Source organism: Ensifer adhaerens (genome assembly GCF_020035535.1).
Taxonomy (GTDB): Bacteria; Pseudomonadota; Alphaproteobacteria; order Rhizobiales; family Rhizobiaceae; genus Ensifer.
In genome coordinates this window covers 3,089,609-3,104,977 of sequence record NZ_CP083350.1, presented here as the reverse complement: position 1 = coordinate 3,104,977, position 15,369 = coordinate 3,089,609, and the positions used below count along the sequence as shown (strand labels likewise).

The 15,369-nt window shown below is 59.9% G+C and carries 13 protein-coding genes and 1 riboswitch; of the genes, 3 read left to right on the top strand and 10 right to left on the bottom strand.

Annotated elements, in window-relative coordinates; genetic code table 11:
* Window positions 1–26: 26 nt before the first annotated feature.
* The 3 genes from tnpB to LAC81_RS34125 all read right to left on the bottom strand — a co-directional run bounded on the left by tnpB (window position 27) and on the right by LAC81_RS34125 (window position 2,003).
* Window positions 27–371 (bottom strand): IS66 family insertion sequence element accessory protein TnpB, encoded by a 345-nt coding sequence (gene tnpB / locus LAC81_RS34135; RefSeq protein WP_223725996.1) that lies wholly within the window; start codon window positions 369–371, stop codon window positions 27–29.
* Window positions 368–727: a transposase gene (locus tag LAC81_RS34130; protein ID WP_223725995.1), complete on the bottom strand. Its 360-nt coding sequence runs from the start codon at window positions 725–727 to the stop codon at window positions 368–370. The genes tnpB and LAC81_RS34130 overlap by 4 nt, the downstream gene beginning before the upstream one ends.
* Window positions 728–1,256: 529 nt before the next feature.
* Complete coding sequence (locus LAC81_RS34125; RefSeq protein ID WP_223728996.1) at window positions 1,257–2,003, bottom strand: methyltransferase domain-containing protein; 747 nt, start codon at window positions 2,001–2,003, stop codon at window positions 1,257–1,259.
* A 428-nt stretch (window positions 2,004–2,431) separates the two neighbouring features.
* On the opposite strand from LAC81_RS34125, the gene LAC81_RS34120 reads away from it, so the two are divergent.
* A complete protein-coding gene (locus LAC81_RS34120; protein WP_223728995.1) occupies window positions 2,432–3,151 on the top strand; it encodes a dTDP-4-dehydrorhamnose 3,5-epimerase family protein in 720 nt (239 codons plus the stop codon).
* Window positions 3,145–4,326: a glycosyltransferase family A protein gene (locus LAC81_RS34115; protein WP_223728994.1), complete on the top strand. Its 1,182-nt coding sequence runs from the start codon at window positions 3,145–3,147 to the stop codon at window positions 4,324–4,326. The genes LAC81_RS34120 and LAC81_RS34115 overlap by 7 nt, the downstream gene beginning before the upstream one ends.
* A gap of 237 nt (window positions 4,327–4,563) precedes the next feature.
* On the opposite strand, the gene LAC81_RS34110 is transcribed toward LAC81_RS34115, so the two are convergent.
* Window positions 4,564–4,779 (bottom strand): hypothetical protein, encoded by a 216-nt coding sequence (locus tag LAC81_RS34110; protein ID WP_223728993.1) that lies wholly within the window; start codon window positions 4,777–4,779, stop codon window positions 4,564–4,566.
* A 631-nt stretch (window positions 4,780–5,410) separates the two neighbouring features.
* Window positions 5,411–5,513: riboswitch (TPP riboswitch) on the top strand.
* A gap of 252 nt (window positions 5,514–5,765) precedes the next feature.
* On the opposite strand from LAC81_RS34110, the gene thiD reads away from it, so the two are divergent.
* Complete coding sequence (gene thiD / locus LAC81_RS34105; RefSeq protein ID WP_223728992.1) at window positions 5,766–6,575, top strand: bifunctional hydroxymethylpyrimidine kinase/phosphomethylpyrimidine kinase; 810 nt, start codon at window positions 5,766–5,768, stop codon at window positions 6,573–6,575.
* 152 nt (window positions 6,576–6,727) lie between these two features.
* Here thiD and LAC81_RS34100 read toward each other — a convergent pair whose 3' ends face one another.
* From LAC81_RS34100 to LAC81_RS34075, 6 genes are read right to left on the bottom strand one after another with little or no spacing between them, the layout of a single operon-like run.
* A complete protein-coding gene (locus LAC81_RS34100; protein ID WP_223728991.1) occupies window positions 6,728–8,029 on the bottom strand; it encodes a glycosyltransferase family 4 protein in 1,302 nt (433 codons plus the stop codon).
* Window positions 8,026–10,245 carry a hypothetical protein gene (locus tag LAC81_RS34095; protein ID WP_223728990.1) on the bottom strand — a complete coding sequence of 740 codons (2,220 nt, stop codon included), beginning with the start codon at window positions 10,243–10,245 and terminating at the stop codon, window positions 8,026–8,028. The genes LAC81_RS34100 and LAC81_RS34095 overlap by 4 nt, the downstream gene beginning before the upstream one ends.
* A gap of 9 nt (window positions 10,246–10,254) precedes the next feature.
* Window positions 10,255–10,986, bottom strand: a complete 732-nt coding sequence (locus tag LAC81_RS34090; protein ID WP_223728989.1) for a hypothetical protein — start codon at window positions 10,984–10,986, stop codon at window positions 10,255–10,257.
* A gap of 10 nt (window positions 10,987–10,996) precedes the next feature.
* Complete coding sequence (locus LAC81_RS34085) at window positions 10,997–12,259, bottom strand: glycosyltransferase family 4 protein (protein WP_223728988.1); 1,263 nt, start codon at window positions 12,257–12,259, stop codon at window positions 10,997–10,999.
* Window positions 12,256–13,101: a class I SAM-dependent methyltransferase gene (locus tag LAC81_RS34080; RefSeq protein WP_223728987.1), complete on the bottom strand. Its 846-nt coding sequence runs from the start codon at window positions 13,099–13,101 to the stop codon at window positions 12,256–12,258. The genes LAC81_RS34085 and LAC81_RS34080 overlap by 4 nt, the downstream gene beginning before the upstream one ends.
* Window positions 13,098–15,350 carry a glycosyltransferase family 2 protein gene (locus tag LAC81_RS34075; protein ID WP_223728986.1) on the bottom strand — a complete coding sequence of 751 codons (2,253 nt, stop codon included), beginning with the start codon at window positions 15,348–15,350 and terminating at the stop codon, window positions 13,098–13,100. Before LAC81_RS34075 ends, LAC81_RS34080 begins: the two co-directional genes overlap by 4 nt.
* Window positions 15,351–15,369: the final 19 nt, after the last annotated feature.

Genomic DNA, 15,369 nt, shown 5'->3' with positions numbered 1-15,369 from the left:
ACCTGATTCACTTCGCCGCAGTGGTTTTACCCAACAATCTCGGGAGGCTTGACGGGCGCCGATCGCACCCGCTTCCAGTCCATACCATCCACCAAAGCCAGAAGCTGGGCATGATTCAGCTGGACGCGGCTGTGGCCGATCCGCGGCCAGCAGAACTGAGCTTTCTCTAGCCGTTTGGCATAAAGGCAGACGCCCGAGCCATCCCACCATACGATCTTGATCCGGTCCGCTCGTTTCGCCCGAAAGACATAGAGCGCTCCGTTGAACGGATCACTGCCAGCGTCCCGCACCAGCGAAAGCAGGCTGTCCGGCCCCTTGCGGAAGTCGATCGGATGGCTCGCAAGGAAGACCTTCACGCCTGACGGGATCATGCCGAGCGTACCGCTCGGATAACGCGCTGCAAATGCGCTTCGCCGATCTCAGCACCGGCCCGGATTACAACGTCGCCGATTACCACCTCGACGACCGAGCTGACCCCGATCATCGATCTCTGTCCACTTTCAGCCGACGCCACATGGTCCGGCTCGCTCTCGTTCAGAAGGTCTCGCCGCCACCGGTAGAGTTGAGAGGGCGTAATGCCGATCCGTCGTGCGATCGCCGAGATATTCACTCCAGGCCGGCAAGCTTCCTCAACGGCCTCGACCTTAAATTCGTCAGACCAGAAACGTCGCAACTGGCGGGGAGAACCCTCAAGTCGATCCGTTACCGCCTCAATCATATGGATCATTCTAGGGCTAGCCGTAGGCGTAGACATAGATCCTCACAGTCAGAGAAATCATATGCCTGCCATAGCGTGATGTCCATCAGCCCTGCCAGATGGGGTCTGCTTGTCGCTTACGATCTTCACCCGCATAAGGCATTAGGATATCAATCACCCCGCGAGTTCATCAGCTCGCAATCTCAAACCTGAGCACGTCCGGTCTTTTGGGGGCAACTCCACCGCCTGCGGCGGACATCTCCCGTCAGCAATTCAACATGTCGATACTCGTTAGACATAAGCCTGTCCTCAAGCCTGTGCTTGAGCCTTTCTGCTTATGCCGACTGTCCGGTCGAAAGGGGGGGCAGTTCAACGGTAAAGCCGAACGCTTCATCCAGGCCTCGCTCAGAGAATGGGCCTGCGCCAAGCTATATCCCTCCTCGACCGCACGCAACACGCAACGGAGCCATCGAACCATGGATCGACGCCTACAACTCACCAGACACCACTCAGAGGTTTGACGCCACTCCAAAGACTGAACAACATTCTTGGAAATTAACTAAGCTGGGTTACTAAAGACTCTTCGCTGGGCCAGGAAGACTTCAGTGTATTCTCCGAGAATACCGTGCTTATGATCGTTGAAACGGTAAACGCGAACATCGAAATGCGCCCACAGTGCGATGGCCTGATGAATGTCATATCCATAGTCGACGGTGACTAGGGCGCCCTTCGCGTCCACTGGGTTGCCGTGCCACTCTTCCGGTTTCAGGTACTCTTTGATGGTGCCGTCCTCATTGAAAGCAACGCGGTGGTCGATCGCCTCCACCTGATACTTACGAACGGGCCACGTGCAGAGCATATAGCCCCCGGGCTTCAGGTGCCGCCAGATTTCGTAAATGGCCGCCTTTGGATCGGGGATGTGTTCCATCACGTCGAGGGAGATGAACAGATCGAAAGTGTTGGCCGGGAACGTGAGTTTCTGAAGATCCTCGTTTCGGAATTTCCTTGTGGTCGAGCCACGCGGCAGATCGGGGTAGAATTGCGTCTGAATGAGGTCCTTGGCTTCCCGCTTAAGCTTCACAGAAATACCGCGGTCAATTGGCGAACACTCATGAATTTTGAGGTCGCGCCAATTCGGCAGCGCTTCCTCTAGAACAAGCGCCAGAGCCCTCTCGCGTGGAACCGATCCGTTAGGGCAAGACATACATGTCAAAGTTCCGCGGAACCAATTGTTCGTGGCCTGATACGTCGTCTTCGTTTGGCAAATAGGGCAAAAACCCTCATAACTTTTGAAGAGCTTGGTCACGAACTACTCCCACTTAAACGCGTTTAAGATGCTTTCGCGAACGTCCGATAGGCGCCCCGATATCTTCCTGACAGTTGGTGGAGCCATGAACCGACGGACGGTTCTATCTGCTCGCCGGCGACGAGGAGCGGAGACCGCAGTCCGCATGAGTGCAATAAATGCGACTCTTGGTTGAGAATTTCTCTTGCTCTCGCTATTTGTTTGCTTCCGTAGTAGTGACCCAATTTAGCGAAATTGTAAAGAATCGGGTCATCATCTATGTTTCGCGCCACCAAACGAAAGACATATCGAAGTTCCTCGGTATCGTCGTGCAAGCCGCTTGCAGGTGGCAAAACACCGGCGCAAGTGCCACGCATCGAGCCTCCGATATGAACGACTAGCCTAAAGTAGGGCCATCGGTTGCTCCTTTGAGAGGAAGGCGCGCTAGAATGATTTCGGGAATGGGCCCAGCATTGGTTAAAATTGATGCGCCGCCGCCTGCATTTCGCTTTGTACGGCCTTGTGCTGTTGCTGAAACTCAGTGGCGCGCAAAAAACAACTATGTAATACAAACTCACCCGAACGAAGGGGCAGTATCAATGCGGGATGACTTAAGCGCCAGTAATTCTGATCTGCTTCAGATGACTTTGCAGGCGGCGGTGCAAGATCAGCGAACTGTCGACGAACAAAGGCGGAGCACAGCGCCTCTGTTGGATGGCATGTCGTTCCACGAGAGTATCAGGCATGATGACGATCGAGGAAGCGTGACGGAGATCTACGACCCTCGATGGGGTTGGCATCCTGATCCACTTGTTTTTTCCTACGTGTTCACAATCCGTTCCGGGATGGTGAAGGGGTGGGGGCTGCACAAGCGGCACGAGGACCGCTATTTCGTTCTGAGTGGCGAATTGGAACTCGTACTGTACGATCCGCGGCCAGAGTCGAGCACGTGCGGCAAAATCTGCAAGGTCTACCTGTCAGGTAGCCGACCTCGACTCGTAAACGTACCCAAGTTTGTTTGGCATGCGGACCGAAACATCGGAACGTCCGATGTGGTAGTGGTGAATTTTCCAACCATCCAATATGACCATTCGAACCCTGATAAGTATAGGCTTCCAATAGATACCGACTTGATCCCGTATAGCTTTGGAAACGCCAAGGGATGGTGAGCCGGCCTCTAGTCTCCATTCTGATGCCGACCCATACGCGGGTCGATGTCATCGGGATCGCGATAGAATCTGTCTTGAAGCAAACCGTTGATGATTTCGAGCTCCTTGTTATTGGGGACGGCTGCGCCCCTGGGACGGCGGATGTAGTTGCCGGTTTCAACGACGATCGAATCCGTTTCTTCGACTTACCTAAGGCGCCTTACTTCGGCTATGCGAACCGGAACATCGCTCTTCGCGAGGCACGGGGGAGGTTCATAGGCTTTGCCGCGGATGATGACATTGTATTGCGGGACCATTTTGAACTGCTGATAAAGGCTCTCGGACACGGCGCCGCAATTGCTCACAGTCAGGCCTTATGGGTTTCGACCGACGGCATAGCTGCTCCATTCCTAACGAACCTTGAAATGCCGGACGAACTCTCGCATTTTATGGAGCGCAAGAATACGATCCCGGCGAGCTGCTTTCTTTATCGAGCTGATAGCCTGCCTTCACTGGATGCTTGGCCGGAAGACCTTCCGGCTGCTGCCGATTGGCGCCTATGGCAGCGCATAGTCCGTGAAAACCCCGAGCCCGCCGTGGCCCATTGTCGGCAGCCCACGGTGTTGCACTTCTCTGCCAAATGGAAGCGCTCTCGAGAATCTGGGATGGGGCAATTGGGGAGTATGCTCTCTATCGCAGATGTTGCTGATTGGTGGCCCGCAGCACTACGGGTACCAATCCCCTCGGGGCAACCGGAGCAGCAAGCGTACGCGGACCTCCTAAACGCCAACCCAGAGGAGTGGACTGCCGCAATCCGGCAGGCGGGGCGAGATCTTACTGCTCGCTTGGCCTGGGACGACCTGCAAATTATTCGCCCAGCATTGAAGGCTGCGAACGAAAAGTCCGCGACTATGCAGAATGAGCTTGCAGCAGCGCGCACGGAAACTGCGACCTATCAAGCCCACGCGCGAGTAGCGGAAGACGGGCGGGCAACGTCGGACATGGAAATAGAAGCGTGCCGAAAGAAAATTCAGTCTTTGGACAATCGCCTCAACGAAGCGTTAAACGAATCCGGGCGTCTGGCGGCCGAAGTCGAACGGTTGGCAGGCGAACTTAAGCGGATGCGGGCATCTCTGGCTTGGCGTGTGCACGAAAAAATTGAGCGACTCCGATGGGGTCGCAACAAAGCGTCCTAATCGGCCTCCGCAGCGGGTGTCGGGGCTCACGACTGACGCAGTTTTGGTGGTGATAGATTTATCCCGTTCCGATGACGCGGGCTTGGAGCAGGTCAATCTTTGTGCTTGATACATCTGGCGTTTAACAAGTTTGAGCTTGGTGATCTTGCCTCTCCGTCAGGCCGTTCGGCCATGGTGAAGTGATTGCGGCGCTGACGGCTGCACGATCTTTGACGACGCCGTTGGCGAATGAGGCGATCAACCCCATTTTGTCTCTCTCCAACTATTATCGAGATCAGCGAGGGATTTCTTGCGGATCATCGCCTGGAAGTCGGCGATGGCTTCCCCCGCCTCAACGAGCAGCAGAACGGCGCCCTCAATCGCCACAACAGTTACGGTCTCAGATTTGGAGAGGTCGTCGCGACGGATGGACATACGACGCGCAATGGTCGTGGCCGAGGGCGCTCGGTTCAAGGCGCCGTCATCGACCTTTCTGCTTTTCGACCGCGTGTGGCCCGCTCGGTGATACTTCGGTTTGGCCAAGCTTTTTGAACACGTCGAGACGAACGTGGCCGTCGAGCAAATGAAAGACGGCCGGGTCCTCGCGATCGCGGCCCCGACGGATGGCACCTCATTTTTCTGGCCAGAAACTCTGATGAAGTGTTGCAGGTAGTGCTTGCAATGGCACACCGCGATATTCTGTCTGTCACACTCGAACTGCGCGCAGCCGAAGTGGCGTTGGCCCGAGCAAGTGCAATTCTCAAAGCATTGCGGTGATATTGATGCGATGAGGCCTTACATCTAACGTTCTGCGTGGAAGGCGCGTCACCACTGAGTGAAACGGCAGTACTGCCGACCAAATCACTCCGGGATTGCATAGGTTCGCGTTCCAAACCCCCTTGCCTTAACGGCCTTGACGTGGCTAGTCTACCAGCGTCTGTGAAGTCGAACGCTCAGACGGAAGGCTCCTTATGCTCTTGAGGCAAAAGGGGCCTTTTTCTGTTTGTATCCTTTAAGGGCCTCCTTCGCCCGCATCGAACCGGCTTACATACGCGCCTGCTGAACTCAAGCAATTGACATCCCCTCCCACGCTCCCATAGCATTCATGCCTGCCGAGGGGCGCACCTGACGGTGCTGAGATGGCGGTGAGCCAGACCCTTGAACCTGATCCGGATCATACCGGCGTAGGAACGGCAAGGGCCTCTCTGGCACCCCCGCGTCTTCGCCGTTCATCTGGATCTCCATCATTTTGGTTTCGGGAGATCGTTGGTGCCAATACGCCGTTCAGAATGTAGCGACGAAGAACTCCGGGGGGCGGGGCGTCCAACCCAAGGGCTCGATCTGTCGGATTCCTCCAGATTGCTTGGAAGACCCACCTCAGTTCGTGCGTGCTTGAGCCGGTGGCTTGAGAGCGCGTTCGCAATCTTTGGAGCTGCTTCTACATTTCAGCGGAACCAGGCATGACCGCTATCGCCGTTACCATCGCAGGCTCAGATTCCGGTGGCGGTGCCGGTATCCAGGCGGATCTGAAGACGTTTTCGGCGCTCGGCGTCTATGGTGCCAGCGTGATCACGGCCATCACCGCGCAAAACAGCCGCGGGGTCGCGGCCGTCGAGGATATCTCTCCGGCTGTTGTTACAGCTCAGATCGATGCCGTGTTTTCGGATCTCGCGGTTGGCGCTGCGAAGGTCGGAATGTTGTCCCGCCAGGAGACCATTGCTGCGATCGCGTCCGGCCTGAAGCGATACGGGCATTTAGCAGTCATCGATCCGGTGATGGTCGCCACTTCAGGTGACATTTTGTTACGTCCGGATGCGATCGCGACGCTCAAGGAGGAATTGCTGCCGCTTGGGCTTATCGTGACGCCCAACCTGCCCGAAGCGGCTCTGTTGACGGGCCGCGCGATTGCCGAGAACGAGACGGAAATGGCCCGCCAAGCGGAGATGCTCCTGAAGCTTGGTGCGCGCGCCGTGCTGATGAAAGGCGGGCATGCCAAGGGCGACGAAGCGGTTGATATCCTCTTTAACGGGGACACCCCCTTGCGCCTGTCGCGCCCGCGGGTTGAAACGAGGAACGATCATGGCACCGGCTGCACGCTGTCTGCCGCGATCGCCGCTGGTCTTGCCCGTAGGCAGACACTTGAAGACGCGGTTATCGCTGCCAAGACCTATCTGCATGACGCGCTTGTTGCCGCAGCAGCGCTCAAAATCGGGCAGGGGCGGGGACCAGTTGATCACTTCCATCGATGGTGGGGCCCAAGCGGCGATTGATTCGATTACGGAGCCGTACACGGCTCGATCGTTCCGCTTCATGTTCAAAAAGCCAGGTCATTCCACTGTTTAATATCGGTTGGAATGATAACGCTGAAAGTTCGTTGCCTGTGGGCTGCAGGGGCGTGACGGGGAGCGTGCGTGCGTTCGGTCTAGGCCACCGCGGTGTTCAGGTGAGCCGGCTGCTCCTCCTTGAGCAGTTTCCGGTAGAGCGCGACATGCTCGCGGCCGCAGTCGACATGGCTCATCGGGCGCCTGAGTGTTGCCCGAAGGTTGTCCCAGGATCGGGGTGTGCTCAGCACGTCGATCAGGCGGTCGGCAAGGTCTTGTGCGCTGCCGGCGCGGAAGTGATAGCCATCCAGTCGGTCGCGGACCTTTTCGGCCATGCCGCCGATGTCGGAGCAAATGATCGGCCGGCCATGGTGCAGGGCTTCCTGGATGACGATCGGTGAGTTTTCCCACCAGACGGAAGGCATGACCACCCAATCGACCGAGCGCATCAGCCTGGGCATGTCCTGGTTATGGTAGGCGCCGTAAAAGCGAACCCGACGGCCGGCGTCCTCGATCAGTTTCGCCACGCGGTCCTGATACTCAGTCGGCTGCCGCTCAAGGTTGCCGCCGAAGATCATTAGCGTGGAATCGTCACCCCAGATATCCTCCGGCACGCGGGACACAGCGTCGATCAGCACGTGAACGCCCTTGAAAGGCGTCATTTGCCCGAAATAGGCAAAGCGGTTGCGCCGCGCTGCCGGAGAAGGCAATTCCCGAGCCGGCGTCTTTTCACCCATGACGATGCCGTTTTCGATCACGAAGATCTTCTCGGCCGCGATGCCCCACTCGACATAGCGATTGGCAAGAAAGGCGCTCGGGGCGATGAAGGCGTCGGCAAGGTTCAGCATGCCTCGCACGAACTGCTCGCGCCGTACGAAGCGCGACACCGGAATTTCGGGAAAGCATGTGTGGCAGCTGATCGGGGAGGCGCTGTTGCAAGGCTGGCCGGAGGGCCGCTTCACCATTTGCCCGTGGTTGTGGCAGATGGAGAGGTATTCGTGGAAGGTCACAACGATGCGCGCTTTCGGCAGGGCGTCGCGCACGGCGTACAGCGCTTCCAGTCCGAAGCCGATGAAATGGTGGAAGTGGACAATGTCTGGCTTGATGTCCCCCACGAAGCGCAAGAGGTCGCGGCCGATCGCGTCGGTATCCCCATTCGACAGAAAGAAATGATCAAAGTCCTCGGCGTGGTAGAGCACCTCGTCCATCGCCAGGCGAAGGCTCATCAGCGCGGAAGCGCCATGGCGCGGCACGGGATTGCCGACTCGGGCGAGGTAGATCGACTCAACACCGGGCAAGCCGTTCAATGCCTTGTGCAAGCCATGGGAGGCGATTTCGGCGCCACCCAGCGAATGGGTCGGGTGGCCGTGGGAGACGACCAGCACGCGGAGTTTTTCGCTCATGCCGAAACCTCGTTGTAGGTAGGATTTTCCGTTTCGACAGTCTGCATCCAGCGGCTACGAAAGAGCGTCTGATCGACACGCTCCACGTATCTCGCTGTAGCCGGTGAAACAGCTCCGGACGGCTCATCGGAGCCAAGCATCTGCAGGGCGGGCAGCCAATAGGATTCGTAGCCGCGGCGGCTCAGCCTCAAGGCGAGATCGAGCCCATTGAGAGAAGCACCGAGATAGGTCGGTGATGCGCCGATCTCGTCGAGAAGCGCCTTGCGAGGCATGATGCAGCATTCAAGGGACGCGGTCGCAACCCGTGTCAGCTTCAAGCGGTTCACGGCGCCGACCGGATAGCCGGCATACCGGCTCGACTGCAGATGATCAGCGCGATCGAGAGCGGCGCTTCCGGCCCAACGGATCGAATGGTCCTCATAGGCAAGGGTTGGCGAGATGATGCTCCCGATCTTGGTTTCATAGTTCGAAATGAGCGTCTGGTACCACCCGGGATTGGCCGGCGTCAGAGATGCGGAAAGCAGGATGACGGTTTCACTGTCGATTGCCTTAGCCGCAGTCCGGGCAAGATCGCTGGCATCGCCTGAACCCTCGACGGACACCAGACGCAGCGGCAAGCGATAGAATTCCGCAAGTCGCCGGATGCCGGCGGCGCGCCGGCGAAACTGTTCCGATTGCAGGACGAGCACGATCGGTGCCTGCCGCGTATGCGGATCGAGCGCCAGAAGGCCCAATAGCGCGGAAAAATCCTCCTCGGCCTCTCCCACGGCGACAAGGATTGCTGCCCCCACAGCCTCACCGAAGCGGCCAATGTCTATGACGGTCTCGATGGTCGGAGCATCAGCGCGAGCCGCACTGATGAACGGAACGATCTGGCGATCGACGATATCGGGCAAGGCCCAACTGGTGGGATCGATCGCGTTCAGCAGCCGCAGCGCCGAATGCCTTGCCGACAGCCGTGTCGGGTGAAGCGGCATATAGGCGCGACGAGAATCGCGAAGGGTGACTTCGAGGTGAAGCGGCGCTGCCGGATCGCCCACGAGGCCATCCGCGAAAGCGATGAAACCGTGTGAACGGCGATGTCCGGATATCGCGCCCTTGAACTCCGGCCGGTCCACGAAGGCATCTTCCACGTCCAGCCGCTCGGTGCGGGTCCAGGCGCCATCAAGACGCGCTTCGGCGCGCCCCCGACGCAGCCGAACGCTCTGCACATGATCGTCCGGATCGAGCATCCAGCCCGAGATCAGAAAAGTGCCTTCATCGCCCTGGTAGAGCGCGTCGATGCCGAGCCGGACCGGAACGGGGAGACTTGAGATCGTTTCGGTGCCATCGAAACCGTTGGCCGCTTCGCGCAGGCGCAGCAGAACCTGCGGTGAACTCTGGCTTTGAAGCAGCATCGTACGGATATGACCGGGTGTTTCTAGGGGGCCGGCGATGACCTTGCGTTCATGGACCGCTGCGTAGCGCCAGGCGCCCCGGCCGCGATAGAAAACCCCCTGGATGTCGCGCGCGCGCGGTAGGCCCTCGGCGGCTAAGAGGCCGAGAAAGCCGACGGCATCTTCCGGTGCGTCGTTGCGCGGGAAGACCGCGATGCTGCATTCGGCAACCGATGTGTTTTCTGCCTTGATGATGGCCCGGCAAGGGCCGGCGGTGATGTCGTGGGCCCAGCCCTTGAGCGCGATCGCATCTTCATGGCTCTCTCCGAGCAATTCGATATAGCCGTCCCTTGCGGTTCCCGCCTTGAGCAGGGTTGTAATCGCCGGGAGTTTTCGTGGATCGAGCGGCGGCTTCAACAAAACATCGACTAGGCGGCCGAGTACGTGGACGACCTGCGGGCCGGCGAGGTCCTTGAGCCTCGCGGCGACATCGTTTGTAGAGACGGTCCGTGGTGCAACGATATAGCGTTTGCCGCTGCCATCCCTTCCGAAGCGCAGGGTCGCAGGCATGCTGCGCGCGCGATCGATAGGGACGAGCGCCGCGAAACCATGGGTGGCGGATGCCTGCGGTGCGGAAAGCCGCCAGCCGATGATGGCGGCGATCGCTTGGGTCCCGGGGTCTTCGTCGATCTCGACCGGCAGTTGATCTGCCAACGGGCCGCCGGCGCCGATTACCAATAGCAGCGCTTCGTCGATCGGGCACACCACGACCCGTCCGCTGCGCATGATCCGGGCAAGCGGTGCGGGGCTCAGTGAAAGGGAAAGCTCTGAATTGGGCATGAGACGCCCTCAGGTCCGCAGTAGAACTGTCAGGATCGCACCCGCGGTAAAGCCCGCAAGCACGAAGAGAAGCAGAAAGGCTGGCTTCAGGTCCCCGTTCGAGCGCTGCTTCAGCGCATTGAGGCTCTTTTCCATGCCCGCCACAACCCCATCGAGACGCATCAGGTGCACGTCGAGATCGGTCAATCGTTGGGTGATTTCCGCGCGCAGGCTTGCAACATCATCACTAACCGCCGCAAGGCCGGCCGTTTCGCCTTCATCGCCATCGTCGAGCTTTTGGCGGATGGCCGAGCGTTGCGAGACCTGAAGCTGGCGCTGTGCCGCCATTAACATGTCGAGCTTGTCGAGGACCTTTGCCAGTGGCGCGGCGATCAAGGCTTCGGCCGCCTGCTCGTCCGGCTTCGGAACACGGAGCGGCAGCTCGCCGCCTTTTTCCGTCGAGGCCATGACGACCAGTTCGGCGGCGCGGGCGCTTGCCATGTCAGGCAGCGCGATCTCGAAGGCGTGGTTGCCGTCGCCGATTCCGTTGCGCTTGAGGTCGGACCGGTTGCGGTCCGCGAGCGCCTCGGCAATCACCTTGCCATCCAGAAGCACGCGAATGGCGAGCCGCTTTTCGGGCGTCTCGGGATCGAATGCCCAGCCGAAGACCCGGCCCTGGTCGATCGCGTCCACGCGGCCCTTCAGGGGCTTTGCATTGTTTTGTTCCGGTGCGACATCGGGTTTGTCGGCTGCTACAGACATGGTCTTTCCTCTAGGCCGCGGCGGTTCGTGCCGGCTCTATCGTGTCGATGAGCGCGAGATAGCGGCGGGCAGTGGCGTCGATATCATCGGGTTTGCGGGCGTTCGCCGAAAGGCGTCGCCTGAGATCCGGGTTTTCCGCGATGCGGCGCATGGCGGCAGCAAGGGCTCGCGGGTCGTTGGGCGTGACGGTCAGCCCGCTCACGCCGTCCTGAACCATCTCGGCCATGCCGCCGATATTGCTGGCGATCAGCGGTTTGCGCTGCGATTGTGCTTCGCCGATGACGAGCGGCGCGTTCTCCCACCAGATGGAAGGCACGATGGTGCAGTCGACCGCGGCAATGAGGTCGGCAATGTCGTCGCGCCGGTAGGCGCCGCGCTGTTGAACGGTGGGTGCCGTCTTTTTAAAGAGGCGGGCGATCTCATCCTTGAAACCATCGCTCTGGAACGGTGCGCCGCCATGGACACGGAGTTCAAAGCGAAGGCCCTCGTCAATCAGTTGTCGCGCCGCCTCGAGCAGGACCGTGGTGCCCTTCCAGGGATTGAGGTTGCCGAAATAGCCGAAGATCGGGCGGTCGTTCTCCTGTCGATCCTTGCGCGCCGGAACGTCACGCCGCGGCAAGCCATTGGCGATGACCTCGATCTGTTCGCCGTCAAGGCCCCAGTCGATGTATCGCTGCCTTAAGAACTGGCTCGGCGATACGAAACGGTCGACTGTGCTCAGAAGGGCTTTCAGATGCTGTTCGCGCAGCACGAAGCGGTCGAGCGGAATATCCTTGAAACAGGCGTGGCACCGGTCGGGCGTCGACTTGTGGCAAAGCTCCTTGCCGGTGGTGCGCACCATCAGTCCGTCATGGTGGCAAAGTGGATAGTAGTCGTGCAGCGTCATCACGATGCGACACTCCGGCAAGGTCCGCCGCACAATGTGCGGAAACTCGGCGCCAAGTAGCAGCAGGTGATGAATGTGGACCACGTCCGGCTTGAAATCGCGCAAGAGCTCCGTGAGGTCAGGGACGACGCCATAAAGGTCGACCTGGCTCATGAAGAAGCGGTCGAAATGACCGGACCACAACAGCACTTCGTCGCCTTCCGAGCCAATTGCCTGGAAGCTCGTTCCCGGACGCACCTGCCGATGGGTCTGGTTGGTGGCGCCGAGAAACAACACCTCGTGGCCGGCGCGTTGATAGGCGCGGAAGAGGTCGTGCGCGAAAATCTCCGTGCCACCGGGGTGGAGTGCGGGGTGATTGTGCGCTGCGACCAGGATGCGCTTCTTCATCCGATTGCACCCCGGCGTTCGGCAACGAAGACATCCTGATAGTGCCCGGCATGCTGCCCGCGCCAATGGCCGAGTGATTTCAGGACGGATGAAAAGCCCGCCCGTTCGAGAGCGCGATCGAGAAATCCATCATCGAAACCAACGGCGGCAAGCGGCGGCAGGCCCGGTACGAACCAGCAGGGACCATCGCCACTGCGATTAAAACCGAGGCGTGGATCCCGCCTCCCATTTTCGTTCTTCGCGGCGACGCGATCGACCACGAATGCCGTCACGAACAGCCGGCCGCCTGGCTTCAGCATCCGGTTGATCTCGCTGAAGTAGACGAGCACCTCGTCCGGCGGCAGATGGGTGACGATCGACGTCATGATGGCAAAATCGAACGTCCGGTCCGGATAGGGAAGCTTCAGAGCCTTGCCGTTGATCTTGCCCATCGGATTGTAGAGTTCGTGGGCAATGTCGACGTGCTCGAAAGTGAAGTTCGTGTAGACCGGCGTCACGGACTTCCGGCACCACGCGACACCGCCTTCGACAGGATCGACGCCGACGTAGCGGGCGCGCTCGGTGTCGAGATATTGGGTGAGCGGAACCGCCATCCGGCCGATGCCGCTACCGATATCGAGCACGCTGCTTTCCGGCCGCAATCCACCCATGCGGATGAAGTGGCCTAAAAATTCGGCGCCGACCGCCCGGTAGTTGCCGTCTCCGACGAACACGCTGTTGCTATCGGGCTGTGGCAGGAAACGATTGTTAAGGACCGTTTGAAGCATCCCGTCGATACGGTCCTCGTTCGGCTGCGATGCCGTTTGCAGGCTGTCTGCGTGGCGAAGTGCGGATTGGTTCATGCGGCGCTCCCGGCGGCAGTCTTGTGACCGCTCGGCGCAGCCGCCGCTTCGACGCCGAGGTAGGCTGGCATCAGCGTACTGATGTCGTCGTTCCAGCGTTCGGTGTGCAGCCATGCATTGTACTGGCTCGCGACACCGCGCGTGTAATCCTGGCTGCGGCTGATCGACCGTCGCTCCAGGTGGTAAAGGCAGGCAGCCGGCTCGTAGACGATGTCGAAGCCGGCCTGCCTGATCTTGAGGCAGAGATCGCTATCCTCGTAGTCGCCGATCACGAAGTCCTCGGCATAGCCGCCGACGAGCTCCCAGACTTCCCGACGCATCACCTGACATGCGCCGGTGATGCCGGGCACGATGCGGGCCTGTTGTGCAGGCGCGTAGGCACCGGGCATGCCCTTGTAGAAATGATGGTTCAGCCAGATGTCCTGCTTGTTGCGGGCAAAATAGAGACCTGCATGCTGCAGCGATCCATCCTCGAAGAGGAGTTTAGGGCCGATCGCGCCGAGCGAACTTTCTTTGAGTACGGGCAGCGCCAGCGTCTCCAGCCACCCGGGCCCGCAGGGCACCACATCCGAGTTGAGCATGACGACGACGGAACCGCGCGCATAGCGCGCGCCGGCATTGCATGCGCGGGCATAACCACCGTTTCGGTTCATCACCACGAGCTTCATCGAAAGCCCGTGCAGCAGATGAAAGCCGCCGAGCAGGTGCTCGGTCTCATCGTGGATTTCGGGAGAATCCAGCACGTAGATGATCTCGGCATTGGCGGCGACGAAGGGGTCGGTGGCAAGGCCCGAGAGCTGGAAGCGCAGGAAATCGAGAACGCGGTAGAGTGGCACGACGATCGAGACTAAAGGCGCCTCCAGCATCGGGCCGAAGTCCTTCGTCTGATCGACCCTGATCGTCTTTCCCAGTCTTTGCTCCACGTCCTTGAGCGCGGGCGCAAGGATCGTGCGGAACGCCGCATCGATTGCGTGCTGAGGCGGAACGGCCCTGAGGATGCGGTTGCGTTGTGTCGCTGGATCGAAGGGCTGCGGCTTCGGCACGAGCGGTTTGACGGCGCCGGAAGCAAGCCGCATCTGGAAGCGGGGCTGCAGCAAGGCACCGAGCGGTTCGCGCATCGGCAGCCAGCTGACAAAGCCCGTTACATCGGTCTTCGAGCCTTCTTCCGCGCCACGAGCCCAGCCGGGAAACTCATACCAGTTGCCATCCAGCGGCAGGGCCGTACCGTCTTCCTGAAGATAGTCGATCCCTGAGAGCACACCGCTTGTGTCGCGCGTCCAACCGCCGACCAGCAGCCCATCAGGCAACGCGAGCGCGAGATCGATCTCCGCCCCCGGGTGGAGAGGAGATTTTCCAGCCTGGCGCGCCGGCAACGGCGAACGAAGCTGCAGGTCGGTCGCAAGCGCCATACCGTTTTCAGGGATGGAAGAAAGGCAACGTACGACGAACTCGCGCAGGCCCGCAGCCGCGCCGTGCTCGGGCCACCATTCCTGGACGCTCGGGTAGCGCGAGCCACGATGGGCGATCTCGCGGATAGCAATCCCGCGCTTGCCCATGATCATCAGCGAAAGCGCCCGCGGGGCGCGCGGCGTTTCGAGCACGAAGTGGCAACGGCGCCAGCCTCGCTCTGCCCGACCGGTGATGGCAAATAGCTGCGGCAGTGGCAGGACGGCATCGGCGCTCAGCGCATAGATCGCACTGATCTCGCCGAACTCGGCGCTGACGGTCGACTCTGCCAGGTATCGGCCATGGGCAAGCCGGCACGAAATCGTCGCTGCGCGCTGACCAAGGTTTAAGGCATGGATCGCGTCGTCGACCAGGCCAGTAAAAAACTCGTCTCGGGAAAGCCGGAATGCACTTCGCCAGACAGTGAGCAGGTTGTTGAGAAACTTGAAGCGTGCCTCCGCCACGAGTGCGGCGAACTGCGCGGCCATGTCCAGAAACGGAAGCCGGCCAGCGGGCTCAAGGACAACCGTCTGAAGGACGTGGTGATCTACGGCAATTTCTGCCAGTTCCCGCTCGTTTCCGGGGCGCATCGCCCAGAAGACACGCTGCCCGCCATCGGCGCGCGGAAGCGCCATGCTGACGAGTGGAACGAGGGACCGCGATGCTGAAAGCGCGTATTTGGTTTTCGCCGGCAGGTCTGCAGGTGCGTCCCATATTAGCACAGCAACATCGAGGCTGAGCCTGAATGCCGCAGCACTTGCGAATTCTTGGGCCAGGCTCCTGATACGGTCGTCTGCCGTCACGCGTTACTCCTGAAGGACG

Excerpts from the sequence above, each read along its gene's own strand:
- LAC81_RS34085 (WP_223728988.1), bottom strand. The coding sequence starts at position 12,259 with ATGAAGAAGCGCATCCTGGTCGCAGCGCACAATCACCCCGCACTCCAC.
- LAC81_RS34120 (WP_223728995.1), top strand. The coding sequence starts at position 2,432 with ATGATTTCGGGAATGGGCCCAGCATTGGTTAAAATTGATGCGCCGCCG.
- LAC81_RS34080 (WP_223728987.1), bottom strand. The coding sequence starts at position 13,101 with ATGAACCAATCCGCACTTCGCCACGCAGACAGCCTGCAAACGGCATCG.
- LAC81_RS34115 (WP_223728994.1), top strand. The coding sequence starts at position 3,145 with ATGGTGAGCCGGCCTCTAGTCTCCATTCTGATGCCGACCCATACGCGG.
- LAC81_RS34090 (WP_223728989.1), bottom strand. The coding sequence starts at position 10,986 with ATGTCTGTAGCAGCCGACAAACCCGATGTCGCACCGGAACAAAACAAT.
- LAC81_RS34130 (WP_223725995.1), bottom strand. The coding sequence starts at position 727 with ATGATCCATATGATTGAGGCGGTAACGGATCGACTTGAGGGTTCTCCC.
- thiD (WP_223728992.1), top strand. The coding sequence starts at position 5,766 with ATGACCGCTATCGCCGTTACCATCGCAGGCTCAGATTCCGGTGGCGGT.
- tnpB (WP_223725996.1), bottom strand. The coding sequence starts at position 371 with ATGATCCCGTCAGGCGTGAAGGTCTTCCTTGCGAGCCATCCGATCGAC.
- LAC81_RS34095 (WP_223728990.1), bottom strand. The coding sequence starts at position 10,245 with ATGCCCAATTCAGAGCTTTCCCTTTCACTGAGCCCCGCACCGCTTGCC.
- LAC81_RS34100 (WP_223728991.1), bottom strand. The coding sequence starts at position 8,029 with ATGAGCGAAAAACTCCGCGTGCTGGTCGTCTCCCACGGCCACCCGACC.